This window comes from Anaerobacillus sp. 63XJN7_5_ISO-PGPR-S23-430 (assembly GCF_056173695.1).
Genome location: NZ_CM149686.1, coordinates 3,107,471 through 3,123,576, shown reverse-complemented (window position 1 = coordinate 3,123,576; position 16,106 = coordinate 3,107,471). Strand labels below are relative to the sequence as shown.

General features: G+C 39.6%; 15 protein-coding genes and 1 other annotated feature. Of the genes, 10 read left to right on the top strand and 5 right to left on the bottom strand.

Features of this window, described 5'->3' with window-relative positions:
- Positions 1-247: 247 nt before the first annotated feature.
- Positions 248-478, top strand: a binding site (T-box leader).
- Positions 479-541: 63 nt separating this feature from the next.
- The 5 genes from leuS to AC0VYJ_RS16395 all read left to right on the top strand — a co-directional run bounded on the left by leuS (position 542) and on the right by AC0VYJ_RS16395 (position 6,139).
- On the top strand, positions 542-2,956 hold the full coding sequence (gene leuS / locus AC0VYJ_RS16415) for a leucine--tRNA ligase (RefSeq protein ID WP_430245957.1): 2,415 nt from the start codon (positions 542-544) through the stop codon (positions 2,954-2,956).
- 226 nt (positions 2,957-3,182) lie between these two features.
- Positions 3,183-3,491: a rhodanese-like domain-containing protein gene (locus AC0VYJ_RS16410; RefSeq protein WP_430245955.1), complete on the top strand. Its 309-nt coding sequence runs from the start codon at positions 3,183-3,185 to the stop codon at positions 3,489-3,491.
- Positions 3,492-3,516: 25 nt separating this feature from the next.
- Entirely contained in the window at positions 3,517-3,855 is a 339-nt protein-coding gene (locus AC0VYJ_RS16405; RefSeq protein ID WP_194219213.1) for a rhodanese-like domain-containing protein, read from the top strand.
- 251 nt (positions 3,856-4,106) lie between these two features.
- Entirely contained in the window at positions 4,107-4,730 is a 624-nt protein-coding gene (locus tag AC0VYJ_RS16400) for a lytic transglycosylase domain-containing protein (RefSeq protein WP_430245953.1), read from the top strand.
- 158 nt (positions 4,731-4,888) lie between these two features.
- Positions 4,889-6,139, top strand: a complete 1,251-nt coding sequence (locus tag AC0VYJ_RS16395) for a DEAD/DEAH box helicase (protein ID WP_475367504.1) — start codon at positions 4,889-4,891, stop codon at positions 6,137-6,139.
- 85 nt (positions 6,140-6,224) lie between these two features.
- Here AC0VYJ_RS16395 and AC0VYJ_RS16390 read toward each other — a convergent pair whose 3' ends face one another.
- A complete protein-coding gene (locus AC0VYJ_RS16390; protein ID WP_475365639.1) occupies positions 6,225-7,499 on the bottom strand; it encodes a BaiN/RdsA family NAD(P)/FAD-dependent oxidoreductase in 1,275 nt (424 codons plus the stop codon).
- A gap of 193 nt (positions 7,500-7,692) precedes the next feature.
- On the opposite strand from AC0VYJ_RS16390, the gene AC0VYJ_RS16385 reads away from it, so the two are divergent.
- Entirely contained in the window at positions 7,693-9,330 is a 1,638-nt protein-coding gene (locus AC0VYJ_RS16385) for a putative polysaccharide biosynthesis protein (RefSeq protein ID WP_475365638.1), read from the top strand.
- Between the two features lie 43 nt (positions 9,331-9,373).
- Here AC0VYJ_RS16385 and AC0VYJ_RS16380 read toward each other — a convergent pair whose 3' ends face one another.
- Together AC0VYJ_RS16380 and AC0VYJ_RS16375 are read right to left on the bottom strand one after the other, a co-directional pair.
- Positions 9,374-9,583 (bottom strand): hypothetical protein, encoded by a 210-nt coding sequence (locus AC0VYJ_RS16380; protein WP_194219217.1) that lies wholly within the window; start codon positions 9,581-9,583, stop codon positions 9,374-9,376.
- A 74-nt stretch (positions 9,584-9,657) separates the two neighbouring features.
- Positions 9,658-10,083, bottom strand: a complete 426-nt coding sequence (locus AC0VYJ_RS16375; protein WP_194219218.1) for a DUF6884 domain-containing protein — start codon at positions 10,081-10,083, stop codon at positions 9,658-9,660.
- Between the two features lie 115 nt (positions 10,084-10,198).
- Here AC0VYJ_RS16375 and AC0VYJ_RS16370 point away from each other — a divergent pair, with 115 nt between their 5' ends.
- Both AC0VYJ_RS16370 and AC0VYJ_RS16365 read left to right on the top strand, forming a co-directional pair.
- A complete protein-coding gene (locus AC0VYJ_RS16370) occupies positions 10,199-10,906 on the top strand; it encodes a pseudouridine synthase (RefSeq protein ID WP_475365637.1) in 708 nt (235 codons plus the stop codon).
- 94 nt (positions 10,907-11,000) lie between these two features.
- A complete protein-coding gene (locus AC0VYJ_RS16365) occupies positions 11,001-11,612 on the top strand; it encodes a PRC-barrel domain-containing protein (protein ID WP_283153849.1) in 612 nt (203 codons plus the stop codon).
- Between the two features lie 252 nt (positions 11,613-11,864).
- Here the strand turns inward: AC0VYJ_RS16365 and AC0VYJ_RS16360 are convergent, their stop codons facing one another.
- Entirely contained in the window at positions 11,865-12,104 is a 240-nt protein-coding gene (locus tag AC0VYJ_RS16360) for a DeoR family transcriptional regulator (protein WP_159783850.1), read from the bottom strand.
- 411 nt (positions 12,105-12,515) lie between these two features.
- Here AC0VYJ_RS16360 and AC0VYJ_RS16355 point away from each other — a divergent pair, with 411 nt between their 5' ends.
- Positions 12,516-13,526, top strand: a complete 1,011-nt coding sequence (locus tag AC0VYJ_RS16355) for a potassium channel family protein (RefSeq protein ID WP_475365636.1) — start codon at positions 12,516-12,518, stop codon at positions 13,524-13,526.
- 5 nt (positions 13,527-13,531) lie between these two features.
- Positions 13,532-14,941, top strand: coding sequence for a dipeptidase PepV (gene pepV / locus AC0VYJ_RS16350; RefSeq protein WP_475365635.1), 1,410 nt, complete (start codon positions 13,532-13,534; stop codon positions 14,939-14,941).
- Positions 14,942-15,009: 68 nt separating this feature from the next.
- Here the strand turns inward: pepV and cysK are convergent, their stop codons facing one another.
- Positions 15,010-15,939, bottom strand: a complete 930-nt coding sequence (cysK, locus tag AC0VYJ_RS16345; RefSeq protein ID WP_475365634.1) for a cysteine synthase A — start codon at positions 15,937-15,939, stop codon at positions 15,010-15,012.
- Positions 15,940-16,106: the final 167 nt, after the last annotated feature.

Genomic DNA, 16,106 nt, shown 5'->3' with positions numbered 1-16,106 from the left:
TCCAAAGATGATTCGGCTAGTCAAAAAAAGCATCGTAAAGGATAACGTACCCAATCAGGGTGCGTTTCTTTTTTTGAGATATCCGCTTACTGTATTAATTGGAATTGTTCTTTTGGCACACATGCTAATTCATCGAATATAAGGACAGCGGATGTATAGATTACGAAAAAAACGTCTATTCTGATAATGTTCTTGACATTTCTCACAAGTATTCATACAATACAAATTATATACGTAACTAGTGAAACCAAAGATAATGATAAGGAATAGTAACAAAAATTCTATTACTAGAGAGTTAACGGCTGGTGGAAGTTAACATAGGAGATTTGTGAACTCACCTTTGAATCGGAAGCCTGAATAGAGTAAGGTTGCCCGTATGCCTGCGTTAAAGGCCTTAAGTGAGTGCTGTTTCTAGCACTAAGCCGGGTGGTACCGCGGGTGATTGTGAATATTAGATTCTCAACCTCTCGTCCCTGTTGATGAACAACGGGGACGGGAGGTTTTTTTATTTTTTTGCAAGGACTGGAAGGAGAGAGTGACAATGGCATTTGATCACAAAACAATTGAGAAGAAGTGGCAACACTTCTGGGAAACAAACAAGACTTTTAAGACAGAAAACGATGCTAATGGTGAAAAAATTTATATTCTTGATATGTTCCCATACCCCTCAGGGGCTGGGCTACATGTTGGGCACCCTGAAGGATATACAGCTACGGATATCCTTTCACGTATGAAGCGAATGCAGGGATATAATGTTCTTCACCCAATCGGATGGGACGCATTTGGACTTCCGGCAGAGCAATATGCTCTTGATACAGGAAATAATCCACGAGATTTTACTCAAAAGAACATTGACACATTCCGTCGTCAAATTAAAGAGTTAGGTTTTTCTTATGATTGGGATAGAGAAGTTAATACAACAGATCCACAATACTATAAATGGACACAGTGGATTTTCACAAAGCTTTACGAAAAAGGACTTGCGTACGTAGATGAAGTGGCTGTTAACTGGTGTCCAGCACTTGGAACGGTTCTTGCGAATGAAGAAGTGATCGACGGTAAAAGTGAACGTGGAGGCCACCCGGTAGTTCGTAAACCAATGAAGCAATGGGTTCTTAAAATTACAGAGTATGCCGATCGTCTACTTGAAGACCTTGAAGAGCTTGACTGGTCTGACAGCATTAAAGAAATGCAGCGTAACTGGATTGGGAAATCTGAGGGTGCTGAAGTAACATTCACGATTGACGGTCATGATGAATCGATCGATGTGTTTACGACGCGTCCTGATACACTTTTTGGAGCTACGTATATGGTCCTTGCACCTGAGCATCCTTTCGTTGACAAAATTTCTACTAGTGAACAAATCTCAAAAGTTGAAAGCTACCGATCAAAAGTACAAACAAAGAGTGACCTTGAGCGTACAGAGTTATCAAAAGAGAAGACTGGCGAGTTTACTGGCGCGTATGCCATTAATCCAATCAATAATGAGAAGCTTCCAATTTGGGTAGCAGATTACGTTCTAATGAGCTATGGAACAGGAGCTATTATGGCAGTTCCAGCTCACGATGAGCGCGATTATGAGTTCGCTACTACATTTAATCTTCCTATTAAAGAAGTCGTTGCTGGAGGAGATGTATCCAAGGAAGCTTATACAGAAGACGGAAAGCATGTGAACTCTGATTTCTTAAACGACCTTGAGAAAGTAGAAGCAATTACGAAAAGCATTGAATGGCTAGAGGAAAAAGGAAAGGGAACGAAAAAAACGACGTATCGTCTTCGCGACTGGTTATTTAGTCGTCAGCGTTATTGGGGCGAGCCAATTCCAATTATCCATTGGGAGGATGGCACAATGTCTGCTGTCCCGAAAGAAGAGCTTCCTGTCGTTCTTCCTGAAACAACGGAAATTAAACCGTCAGGAACTGGCGAATCTCCTTTAGCTAATATTGAGGATTGGTTGAACGTAGTTGATCCTAAAACGGGCATGAAGGGCCGACGTGAAACAAACACAATGCCGCAATGGGCTGGAAGCTGTTGGTATTACCTTCGCTACATTGATCCGGATAACGATGAAATGCTAGCTGACCCGAAAAAACTCGATGAGTGGTTGCCTGTTGATATGTATATCGGCGGTGCGGAACATGCGGTTCTTCACTTGTTATATGCTCGTTTCTGGCATAAAGTTCTTTATGATATCGGTGTTGTGCCAACAAAAGAACCATTCCAACGTCTCCGAAATCAAGGGATGATCCTTGGTGAGAACAACGAGAAAATGAGTAAATCAAAAGGAAATGTTGTTAACCCAGATGAAATTGTCGAAAGCCACGGTGCTGACACGCTTCGTCTATATGAAATGTTTATGGGTCCGTTCGAGGGTTCTATTGCATGGTCTAACAATGGTTTAGATGGCGCGCGCCGTTTCCTTGATCGTGTGTGGCGTTTATTTGGTGAAGGGGATCTAACGAAGTCTTCTATTTCTGAAGAAAATTCAGGAGAAGACATGGAGCGCGTCTACCACGAAACAGTTAAAAAAGTAACTGAGGACATGGAAGGCTTACGCTTTAATACAGCTATTTCACAAATGATGGTATTTGTGAATGAAGCATATAAGCAAGAGTCAGTTTCCGTTACATTAATGGAGGGCTTTGTGAAGTTGCTATCTCCAATCGCACCGCACCTTGCTGAAGAGCTGTGGAGTGCGCTTGGACATGAGGATACACTCGCATATGCAAACTGGCCAATGTTTGACGAAAGCAAGCTTACTGTAGATGAAGTAGAAATTGTAGTGCAAATCAATGGAAAACTTCGTGCCAAAATTTCTATTCCGACTGAAGCATCTCGTGATGAAATGCAAGAAATTGCTTTAGAGCATGAGAAGATTAAAGGTCAACTTGATGGCAAAACACTTCGAAAAGTGATTGCAGTACCAGGAAAGCTAGTTAATATTGTAGCTAATTAAGGTTGAACCCTCTCCTAACGACTAAGGAGAGGGTTTTTGAATGTAAACTACGGATGGGAAATTTTTAAACAACTCGAATAACCTTTTCCTAAAGCTGAGAATACTACTAAGATGAGTGGAAGATAGATTTCTTGTATTGAAGGTGCAAATCATGTACGATTGAATTTGTTGAAGTGATTATAACTGAAAAATCCATATTAAAACTGTACGAGAGGGGTATGTTTTTATGAGTAACGAAATTAAGACGGTAACACCTCAAGAGGTTCAAGAGTTACTTAATGAGGGCAAAAATGTTTCATTAATCGATGTTCGTGAGGATGAAGAAGTAGAAGAAGGCATGATCCCTGAAGCAAAGCATATTCGTCTTGGCACACTTCCGGAACGACTTGATGAGATCAATAAAGAAGAAGAACATATTATGATTTGCCGTTCAGGACGTCGTAGTGAGCGCGCATGTGAGTACTTGCAAGAAGCTGGTTATGAAGTGAAGAACATGGTTGGCGGTATGATGAAATGGGAGGGTAAAGTGAAATAGCCCTGCTAAAAAGGAGAGAGATTGAATGGCGATATGGGGAACGGCTTTAGCAGCTGTTGCATTTACTTTAGGATTATGGAGAGTCATTTATCCTTATTCTTATATGAAGCCAATTAATATGGAGCGGTTTGATGATGATAAATATTGTCTAATCGATGTGAGAGATTACATTCTTTCACACCGGACACCTTATGAAAAAGCAAAGAACATCCCGCTTTCTTATCTAGGCAGACAAACGAAAGAAAACGAAGTGTGTGATAAAGAGATTATTGTTCTTGCGGAAGATCGAAAAGCAGCACGTCTTGCTGTTAAAATTTTGATGAAACAACGCAAGCAACCTATTTATTACATGACAGTTTCTTAAGTACGACGTCTTTTGGAGCTGGTCTCTAAAAGGCGTTTTACTGAATCTTTAATCCTAGTAAGTTGATAAGATTAATAAATCATAGCACTTTTTTCTCCATTGTCCAAGTAAATTGCCTTAAAGCTCTCTATTCATTTTGTTGATTCCTAGGTATATCGCTCGGTTCGTAAGTGGATCAAAATATGAGAAAAACAATCGTTCTTGCTCATGATCTGGTATAATGATGGAAAAGACTACACCGAGGTGTTGAAATGAAAGCAGATCTTATACGTGCAATGATGGATTTACAGGCTTTGCGACAGCTACAGCCTAACGCATTAGGCAAGCAACAGCCGTCTACTTTTTCCTTTACAGACATGCTTGAGCAAGCTCTCTCAACTCAAAGTACAGGACAGCAAATGAAAGCAGAAGTCCCTGTAAACTCAACCTCGGTGAATTCCTATGGCACATACAATTCCCAAATAGTACCGTCGACTAATTCTTCGTACACATCTTCATCGCTTGAAATTGATGGATATATTGAAGAATTATCGGCTAAATATAGTGTTGATCCAAAACTTGTTCATTCGATTATTAAACAGGAATCTAGCTATAAATCCGATAGTGTTAGCGGAGCAGGAGCTATGGGATTAATGCAATTAATGCCCGCAACTGCCACTTCACTTGGTGTGAAGGACCCTTTTGATCCTGGACAAAACATTGAAGGTGGCGTGAAATACATTAAGCAAATGATGGATAAATATAATGGCAATATTAAGCTTGCATTAGCAGCTTATAACGCTGGACCTGGGAATGTTGATCGTTACGGTGGGATTCCTCCATTCGAAGAAACGCAAAATTATGTTTCAAAAGTAATGGGTCATTACCAGACATAATAAGTAAAGGCTGTCTCGTCGACCGCTCTTCAGCAGTCGTAAAGGAGGCAGTTTTTTATATGGAACGGGACTTAGAACCGTTCCAATCTTGACCAAGATGGGTCATGGTTTCTTATGGCCTTAAAGATAATAAAGATAATTGTTATACTAAACACGAGGTGAATAATTTGAACGAATTTAAAGAAATGGGACTTGATGAACGTCTCGTTAAACAACTAGAAGTTCAGGGGATTAGTACCCCGACCGATATTCAAAAAGAAACAATCCCTGTTATGTTACAAGGAAAAGACGTGATTGCTCAGGCCCAGACAGGAACGGGTAAAACTTTTGCGTTTTTACTACCGATACTTGAAAAAATGGATACAGAAGCACCTGAAGTGCAGGCTCTTATTGTAACCCCGACACGAGAGCTAGCCATCCAAATCTCATCGGAACTAATGAAGTTAGTAGAACATCGCGATGACATTAATGTACTAGCTGTCTATGGTGGTCAGGATGTAGAGAGACAGATTAAGCGCCTTAATAAACAAGTACACATTGTTGTAGCAACGCCTGGACGTCTGCTTGATCACGTTCGGAGAGAGACCATTGACTTATCCCATACTTCTTATCTTGTATTAGATGAAGCTGATCAAATGCTTCATATCGGTTTCCTAAGAGAAGTGGAAGATATTATTAGTGAAACGCCTGAAAGTCGTCTTACAGCTCTTTTTTCTGCAACGTTATCAAGTGATATTAAACAGCTTGCAAAGAGATTTATGCGTTCCCCTGAGAAAATTAGAGGGAAGGAAAAAGGGAAAACTGTCGAAGAAATCGAGCAGTTTGTAATTGAAACGACCGATCGGAGGAAGTTCGCATCGCTTACCGAAACCATCGATGAGGTCAGACCGTTCCTCGGGATTATTTTCTGCCGTACAAAGCGTAGAGTAAGTAAACTAAATGGAGATTTAAAAGCAAGAGGCTATTTAACTGACGAGCTTCATGGTGATTTATCACAGTCGAAACGAGAAGGTGTCATCAAGCGATTCCGTGATGCTAAAATCCAGCTTCTAGTAGCAACAGATGTGGCAGCGCGTGGTCTTGATATCGAAGGTGTTACCCATGTCTTTAATTATGATATTCCTCAAGATACAGAGAGCTATATCCACCGAATTGGTCGAACGGGACGAGCTGGTGGCGATGGAGCTTCGTATACGTTTATTGCTGCAAAAGATCAGGCCTTTATTCAAATGATTGAAAAGGGAATCGGTAAAAAACTTGCCAGAAAGAGCGTTGAGGGTGCATTACCTTCGCATGAAGAGCGTAACGATCGTAGAGAGAATGATCAAAGAGGAAGAAATCATCGATCTTCACGGAAGCCAGGGGCATCGAACAATCGAAATAACGGAAGAAATCGAAACAAACGATAAGTTAAACGAAAGAAAGAGGGACCTGTCTATGGACTGGTCCCTCTTTCTTTGCATGTATTCACCTTAAAAATATCTAGTGGTTGAACTAAACGGCGGATTCCGCTTTCCTTTCGGCTGCGCTTTTTCCTGCTGTATAGCCTGTGACGAAGGCTGATGTAATATTGTATCCGCCGGTATACCCATGAATATCGAGTACTTCACCACAAAAGTAAAGACCAGTTGTGAATTTTGACGCCATTTCTTTTGGGTTAATTTCTTTTAGAGATACTCCGCCACCTGTTACGAATGCTTTATCGATTGGAAGCGTACCGTCTATGGCCACCTGGAACTGCTTTAATAGCCGCACGTATTCGCGCACTTTTTCTTTCGATAAGTGAGCGTAAGTTGTATCTGGAGAAATTTCTGCTTTGTTAAGTAGAAAGAGCATATATCGCTCTGGAACTTTACTTTTCCAAATGTTCTTAATCGCTTTTTTTGGCTCTTCTTTTGCGAGTTTCATATGCTCGCGAAATAATTCTTCTTCGTTTTGATCTGGTACGGCATCAATTTGTAAGGGAATATACTGAGCATTAAATTTTTTCATTGCTTTAACGACATATTGACTGCAGCGAAGAACAGCGGGGCCAGATAGTCCGATATGAGTGAAGATCATATCCCATCGATGTGTCTTTATTATCTTTCCTTTTGGATTGAGAACGGATAGGGCGACATCTCTTAACGATAAGCCCTGCAGTTCTTTATTTTTGATAATAGGTTCACTAGATGTAAGAGGCACTTCAGTAGGATAAAGATCTGTGATGGTATGACCACCTTCTTTTGCCCATGCATATCCATCACCTGTTGAACCAGTATGTGGAACAGATTTTCCTCCTACTGCAATAACTACATTTGAAGAGTGGATCTCTTCTTTTGTTTGTAGCTTCACTCCAGCTACTTCTCCATCCCTATATAGAACTTTCTCAACTGGGGTGTTTACTTGGATAGTCACATTCAACTGGCGTACTTTGTTTAGGAGCGCATTTACAACAGATTTTGCATCATCAGTTACGGGAAACATTCTACCGTGATCTTCTTCTTTTAATTTAATGCCTAGATCTTCAAAGAATGTGATGATATCCTCATTATCAAATATGTTAAATGCACTGAATAAAAACTTCCCATTACCTGGAATGAATTTAATTAGTTCATCTAGTGGAAGGCGGTTAGTGACATTACACCGTCCTCCCCCAGAAATGGCTAGTTTTCGCCCAAGCTTATTACCTTTATCAACGAGAAGTACTTTTGCTCCATGTTCAGCCGCTGATACAGACGCCATGAGTCCGGACGGGCCACCGCCAATCACAATGACATCATAGTTCATACTTACACCTCTCTCATTTTGCTACACACAAACATACCACAATTTGTACTGATTATAAAAGTTTCACAAAAATTTATATTTGTTGTTACTAGGTAAATAGCTTAAAATGGAGAAGTGTATTTCATAACTGTTGAAAATTGTTGATAGATGACGAATAGATATAGTTGAATGGTTAGAAGTAGGAGATGGAGAAATGTCTGATTCAAATGTGATTAGAGGGACGATGCTGTTATCTGCAGCCACCCTTTTTTCTAGGATTATTGGTATGATTTATATGTTTCCTTTTACAGCACTAGTTGGTACACAGGGGGTAGCGCTTTATACGTATGCTTATACTCCTTATACCATTATGCTTAGCCTGTCTACGGTTGGGATTCCATTGGCTGTTTCTAAATTTGTATCTAAATATCATACTCTCGGGGATTATCGAACTGGTCGGAGGCTGTTTAAATCAGGACTTCTTTTAATGTCTCTTACTGGATTCGTTGCGTTTTTAGCTCTCTTTTTATTGGCAGAACCAATTGCTCATATCGTCATTGATGAAGGTAATGAAGGTAACACGATTGCTGATGTAACATTGGTTATCCGTGTTGTGAGTATGGCGTTATTGATCGTACCGATTATGAGTTTAACTCGAGGGTTTTTCCAGGGGCTTCAATCAATGGGGCCAACGGCCGTTTCGCAAGTCGTTGAACAAATCTTTCGTATTGTTTTTATTCTAGTATCAAGTGTTATTATTATGAAATTTATGGACGGAGATGAGGCAACTGCTGCTACGTACGCTACGTTTGGCGCTTTCGTTGGTGCAGTAGGTGGACTGATGGTCGTCTTCTGGTATTACAGAAAACGTAAACCTGCTTTAGATCAACATTTGGCTGAAAGTACGGTTGATCATAATGTGTCGTTAAAGGATATGTATAAAGAAATTATTACGTACGCTCTTCCGTTTGTCGTTGTTGGTCTAGCAATTCCATTGTATTTGCAAATTGATACTTTATTAATTAATCCGGCGCTAAAGAGTATTGGTTATGATAAACCCGCTTATGAAGAAGTTTTTGCGATTATTACAGGCCTTGCTCATAAATTGATTATGATCCCAGTTTCTCTTGCAACAGCTCTTTCAATGACGATTATACCGGCCATTACGAAATCATTTACAGCAAATCGTGAAGGTGCTTTGCAAACTCAGTTAACACAAACCTTCCAGATTTTATTGTTTTTGACTACTCCAGCCGCAATTGGACTAGCGGTTCTATCTGAACCGATATTTAGAGTGCTATATCCTACAGTGAATCAGGAACTCGGAAGTTCGTTGTTAATGTGGTATGCGCCAACTGCTATATTGTTTGCTCTTTTCTCTGTAACGGCTGCTATCCTACAGGGAATAAATAAACAAAAATTTGCGGTTTATAGCTTACTTGCAGGATTAGCCCTTAAAGCAGGCTTAACTTACCCATTCGTCACAATTTTTGAAGGGAAAGGTTCTATCCTAGCTACAAATCTTGGATTGTTTACATCGGTGTTAATTACGATCATTATTATTAAGAAATATACTGAATACGAATTTGGTTTTCTTTCAAGGAGATTGCTGCTTATCGGTATCTTTGTTGTCGTGATGGCCGTGGCTTCTAAACTTTCGATACTACCATTGGAATTTCTCATACCTGATTTGTATCTTTCAACAAGTGAAGGTGGTAGCATGCTGTATTCAATCATTAACCTGTTGATTGGAGTAACAGTTGGAGGAATTGTATTTCTATGGCTATCCTACCGATCAAACCTTGCAGGCTTAATTTTAGGAGAGCGATTCTCATTCTTAAAAAGACGTTAAAAAATGAAGGCCAAAATGGCCTTCATTTTTTTGAGAGATGATATTAATATCCGTAGTCCTCATCTCTTATTCCAATTTGTCTTTCAATCCTTGTAATTCGACGATCCTGTCGTCTTAATTGACGCTCAATTTCTCTTAATTGCTGCTCGATGTTTCCTGGGTATCCTGGTTGGCCAGGGTAACCGGGCTGACCAGGATATCCTGGGAATCCGGGATACATTTGATACCCTTGCCCTTGCTGACGATCATACATAAAGATCCCTCCTTAAATAGGTACCTGATAGTGTATGTGAGTGCTGGGCAGTGTTGCTGGGCATATGTCCCGTGTTATACTGAGTTTTTCTGATACCAGCTTAATTGTTCTCCAATTCCAAGACCTTTGAGAGGAACCTCATATTTGTAATTGAAATGATTTAGCTGCGGTTCAAGGTGTTTGCGATAGACAGATCCTCCGTGCAAACACACAACAATATCTGTAGACGTTTCATACTGAGAGAATTGCTCAATTACTTTTTGAGCCCACTCCTCACGTTGATGATGTGTAAATGTTTTGATGGATACATCATATGGATCCATGATGTCGTCTGGTAATAAGAGGCCGTCTTTGGCATTATAAAAATACATGCGATCATAGTGGTGTGATGCATACTCAAGCGTTTTTTGAAATAAAGGACTCTGGTAAAATTCTGTAACAGGAGCTGATTTATTACTTTTCTTACGAGCCGTTGCTAAAAGTCCAACTTTCACAGTCATTCGATTCACTCCAAACGTGCATATTGGCATTTAACGTTTACATACCCTTCAGAACTAGAAAGTATGCTAAAAAAGTAAATAAATCGTGGAAAAAATATGGAAAAGGATTGATTTTATGCGTTTAGATAAACTATTGGCAAATATGGGCTATGGAACTAGAAAGGAAGTAAAAAAACTTCTTAAGACAGGCGTTGTCCGCGTTGATGAAGAGATCATTAAAGATCCAAAGCAACACGTTAACACTGAACAGAACCAAGTAACGGTTCATGAAGAAATAGTTGAATATCGTGAATTTATTTATTTGATGATGAATAAGCCAGCAGGTGTGATTTCAGCAACGGAAGATGAAGACGATGAGACCGTCATTGACATTCTCATTCCTGATGATCAAGTTTTTGAACCATTTCCTGTCGGTCGTCTTGATAAAGATACAGAAGGATTGCTTATCATTACGAATGATGGAAAGCTCGCGCATCATTTAACGTCACCAAAACATCATGTTCCTAAAACATACTTCGCTAATATTAATGGTGTTGTTACAGAAGAAGATGTTCATGCTTTTGAAAAAGGTGTCACTCTTGATGATGGTTACGAAACAAAACCAGGTGAATTGACCATTCTATCATCGGATGAGGTCTCGGAGATTGAATTAACGATACATGAAGGGAAGTTTCATCAAGTAAAGCGGATGTTTGAAGCAGTCGGAAAGCAAGTCGTTTATTTGCAGCGGATTCAAATGGGGGATATTCACCTTGATCGCGATTTAGAACCGGGGGAGTACCGCGAATTAACAGCTGAAGAAGTAGACATTCTGCATAAGTAAGTCCTCCTCTGATGAAGGAAGGTTTACTTTACCGTTTTCTTTTCGTGTAGCTGGGGAATACCCTTACTAGTCAGTCGCGAAGGAGAGGATGTTCATGATTAAGGTTGGAAAAGAAGTGCTGAATCAAAAGCTTAAGAATGATTCAACAGCTGAATTTGTTGTAAAGCAGGTTTATTTCGATCGATCACTTTCTAAAGCAACGTTTGTTGAGGTTCAGAAAAAAGAAGCAACGAATAAGCAGAATGCAATACCAGATCATCATTCAGATGAAATGCTTCATTCTATTCAAGCCTCTGGGGGGCAGTTTACTCCTGATAACTATCCTGTTACAGACGATGACCGAAAAGAAAAGGAAGCCGATGAAACGATGATTATTTCATATAATCAGATCAATTGGGAAGGTGATGATTACCTTCTTCATAATCAACAAGAAGAAGTGCAATCCTCCGTTTTAATTGATCAATGTTCATATAAATCGTTGGATAAATGTCAGGTGCTAACAGAGGATGGTGAAGAGTTAGGGAAGGTGAAAGATATCGTGATTCATAAGGATGGACAGATTGAAGGATTTTATCTTTCAGAGGGTTTCTTATCTGATTTTCTTTCAAGTGATCACCCTTTTCTAAGTGCGGATCAATCTGTAAGTTATCGTCATGATAAAATCATGGTTCCAGCGAATTATCATCACTCATTATTGAAAAAATAAATGATGAAAGCCCTGCTCTAGTAGCAGGGCTTTTATCGTGGTCTCCTTAATTAGAGGGCTGTGTTAATAAGCGTTGTTGAATTTTAGCTCATTTAGGCATTTAAAGCGAATACTCACTTCAATGATTCAAAAATCGAAAATCAACAATAGAAGCTAACATATCCAAAATTAAAAGTGAAAGAGACCAAAAATAAAGGCCTTCGTCAGAATGACATTGACGAAAAGCCAGGTTTTACGAGTGAATTTATTTTGTTATCCAACTTTTACTCTCTTGCTTGTGGTTGTCCAGAATCCTCGGTTTGGGCTTTTGACTAGTTCATTGTAGGCCAGCACGTTTAAATCTCTTTGAACAGTGCGCTGGGTAATCCCAAACTCTTCAACTAACTCATTAGTGCTGACAGTACCATGCTTGCTAATAAATAAATAGATAGACTTGATACGGGTCATCATACGATCAGTTGAAGTAATACTCAAAGAACCACTCCCTAACATGTAATCAATGCCTTATCCTTAGCATAAATAGTGACTATTAAAACCATATGAAGGAAACGTAAAGATATACTTAATTTTCTAATTGTTCCTTCGATTTTTTCATGAAAGTTTGGTTGAGTGCTCCGATTATGACTGGAAGTGATTTCTGGATGTGTTGGGTTCCCCAACTTGGTGTATTGACGAATAGGTATGACCACTTTCATAAGATAAGCGATTGATTGGTATTATTATTTAATTCCACTCCTACTCCCATTTCCCTCTTTTGGGCGAACTTACACCCCCTCTTTAAAGTTTATTTTACAATAATTCTGTTATTTCGGCAAAAAATTTCATTTCTTTTGAGTCAAACTTCCTTATCGAACTTACCTTTGCTATTCTTAAAGGACTAATATTGAGAGGAGGCGTGTGCTGGTGTTATTTCGAATATTTATTAAAAATGCGATTAAATTAAACAACCGGTTTATGATCATTGTCGCTATAGCATTAGTGATCATAAGTGCTTTTGTTATGCGTTTACTCGAACCTGAGACATTTCCTTCACTCTTTGATTCATTTTGGTGGGTTATGACGACCGTTACGACAGTAGGATATGGAGACTACTTCCCTGTCACAGTTGGAGGAAGAATCTATGCAATGTTTCTCTATATCGCAGGAATTGGATTAATTGGTGTGGTTATCGGTAAGTTTGTGGACGGATTTGCAGAAATTAAAAAGCGAAAGGAGGAAGGGAAAATGCCGTATCAGGGAGATAATCATATTGTTATAATAGGGTGGTCACAAAAGGCGGCATATGCCGTATCAGAGATTAGGGATTCTGATAAATGTGAGATTGTCATCATTGATAAACTACCAAAAACCCCGCTAACAGAAGATAACATTCATTATATACAGGGGGATGCGGCTGAAGAAGCCACTCTCAAAAAAGCGGATATAATGAAAGCGAAGGCGGTTCTGGTGTTTTCGGATGATGCTATCCACGATTCTCTTCTTGCTGATGGGAAATCGTTGATTATTGCTAGTTCGATCGAACGCATGTCAACTGATATTCACACAACGGTTGAAGTGATGAAAGAAGAGCACATAAAGAATTTCACTCATGTCCAGGTAGATGAATTTGTACTTTCGCATGAAGCTGTATCTCGCATGGCGGTTAGATCAGCATTTACGAAAGGAATATCAGGCGTCTATTCTCAGCTATTAAGTCGAGGACATGGTGATAATTTATATGAAATAGCTGTTCATCCAGATTGGAATACATATAGGGAAGCCTTTCAGGACTTATTACAGCAGGGTGCCACATTGGTTGCAGATGGTAACCGCATGGATATAAATCGCCGTCTTGATGAACCAATTTCACGTGACGCAAAATTATTTGTGATTTGTGATAAAAGCGTATATGAAAAAATAAGTAGGCAGGTGTAAATAATATGGAGAGTATAAATTGGAAAAAAGAAGTGATCAATCGAAAAGAAGATTTGTTAGCTGATTTAAAAGGACTTTTGAAAATCGAAAGTGTGCTAGAAGAAGAGCTAGGAAATGAAGAAGCACCGTTTGGTCCCGGCGTAAAAGAAGCTCTTGATTACATGCTTGCTTTAGGTGAGCGAGATGGCTATCAAACGAAGGATGTTAAACATGTGGCAGGACATTTAGAATTTGGTGAAGGAGAAGACATTGTAGGTGTGCTGTGTCATGTGGACGTTGTTCCAGCGGGAAATGGTTGGACGACTCCAGCATTTGATCCTGATCTACGCGATGGAAAGTTGTTTGCTAGAGGAGCTATTGATGATAAAGGACCAACTATTGCTGCTTATTGGGCGATGAATATAGTGAAAGAGCTTTTGCCTTCAGTCTCAAAGCGAGTGCGAATGATTATCGGGACAGATGAAGAAAGTTCATGGCGCTGTGTAGACACATATTTTAAATATGAAGAAATGCCAGACATGGGTTTTGCACCTGATGCAGTTTTCCCTATTATACATGCGGAGAAGGGGATTGCTGATTTCGAATGGGTTTTTCCTGTTAATGACACTCAGAAAGAAGGAATGATTCTTCAATCATTTATTTCCGGTCAGCGTTTGAACATGGTTCCCGATTTTGCTAGTGCTAAATGTGAGGGGGATGAAGCTGAGTTACTTGACGCAAAGAAAGCATTCGAGCTATTTTTAGAAAAGAAAGGTTTAGAAGGTCGTGTAACACTAGATCAGGAACTATCACTTGAAGTGCACGGTGTATCTGTCCACGGATCTGCTCCCCATGAAGGATTAAATGCAGCCTTCAAATTAGCTGAATTTCTAGATGAACAAGCTCTCGATCAAAATGGCGCCAACTATATTGGATTTATTACTAAGTGGCTCCTGAATGATTTTAATGGGGAGCGGTTTGGTGTAGCTTACGAAGATAAGGTAACAGGTTCTCTAACGATGAACGCAGGTACATTTTCATATAAAGCTAATCATGAAGGGCGAATTGGCATTAATCTGCGCTACCCTGTTACATGCTCGTTCGATGATGTTAAGAGAACGTTCAATAAAGTAACTGAACCACTGGAAGTGCAAATGAATGTAGTTGATCATATGACACCCCATCACGTACCTGAGGATCATGAATTGATTCAAAAGCTTCAAAAGGTGTATGAAAAGCAGACTGGTGAGCAAGCAAGACTTTTATCGATTGGTGGAGGGACTTATGCTCGTTCACTAAAAGCGGGGGTTGCGTTCGGTGCTTTATTTGAAGGGAAGCCACAACTCGCTCATCAAAAAGATGAGTATGTTGATATAGAAGATTTATTAAAAGCAACAGCCATTTATGCTGAAGCTATTTATGAACTTGCAAAATAATAGAATGAGCGCCATGCCAACATTGGCATGGCGCTGACTAATTAATGATAAATCAAAGATCACTTCTTTTATTTAGAGCTGAATAAATCACTTGAAAGGTATCGTTCACCGGAATCGCAGGTCATTGTGACAACAACTTGGTCAGGTGATAAACGTTCAGCAACTTGCATAGCAGCATATACGGCTGCACCTGATGAGGGTCCCACAAGAAGCCCTTCTTCTCGAGCAAGTTTCCTGGTTACTTCGTATGCCTGTTCATCTGAAATTTTAATAACTTCATCATAGACAGACGTATTAAGAATATCTGGAATAAAGCCTGGGCTTGTTCCAACAAGCTTGTGTTTTCCGGGCTTTCCACCAGACAACACTGGTGAGCCTTCAGGTTCCACAACATGAACGGTTAAGTCAGGGTAGTGTTCTTTCAGTACTTCTCCTGTTCCTGTTACAGTTCCGCCAGTACCAGCTGTTGAGATAAAGGCTGCCGGTGTAACGCCGATCTGCTTCATTCCTTCAATAATCTCAAGAGCCGTTGATGTCCTATGAGCATCCGGATTAGCTGCATTTTCGAATTGCATTGGGATAAAGCTATTTTTAATTGTTTCGGCAATTTCTTTGGCCTTTTTAATTGCGCCAGGCATTTTCTCAGAAGATGGAGTTAATACGACTTTTGATCCGTAAGCTTTAAGAAGCTTGATTCGCTCTTGCGTAGCATTATCGGGCATAACAATAATAGCTGGATATCCTTTAGCCGCTGCATTCATGGCAAGACCAATACCTGTATTTCCAGAAGTAGGCTCGATGATTGTTGAACCTTCTTTGAGTAACCCATCTTGCTCAGCTTTTTCAATCATATTGAACGCTGCGCGGTCTTTTACGCTTCGACTGGGGTTGAAATACTCTAGTTTGGCGTAAATTTTTGCTCCGTCTGGGTTTGGAACACGGTTTAATTTAAGTAATGGTGTATCACCAATAAGATCAGCCATATTTTCATAGATCATATAAGCACATCCTTTTCAGACAAGTTAAGGTTATTTACCTTATTTAATAGGTAAGAGTATAGAGAGTAATAATATCGGTGGAGCCCAACAGATAATGTTTCCTATTACTGTTCCCCATTATAGCAAAAGATAAATCTTAAGTAATAAGAACTAGCTTAAAAGCAAAA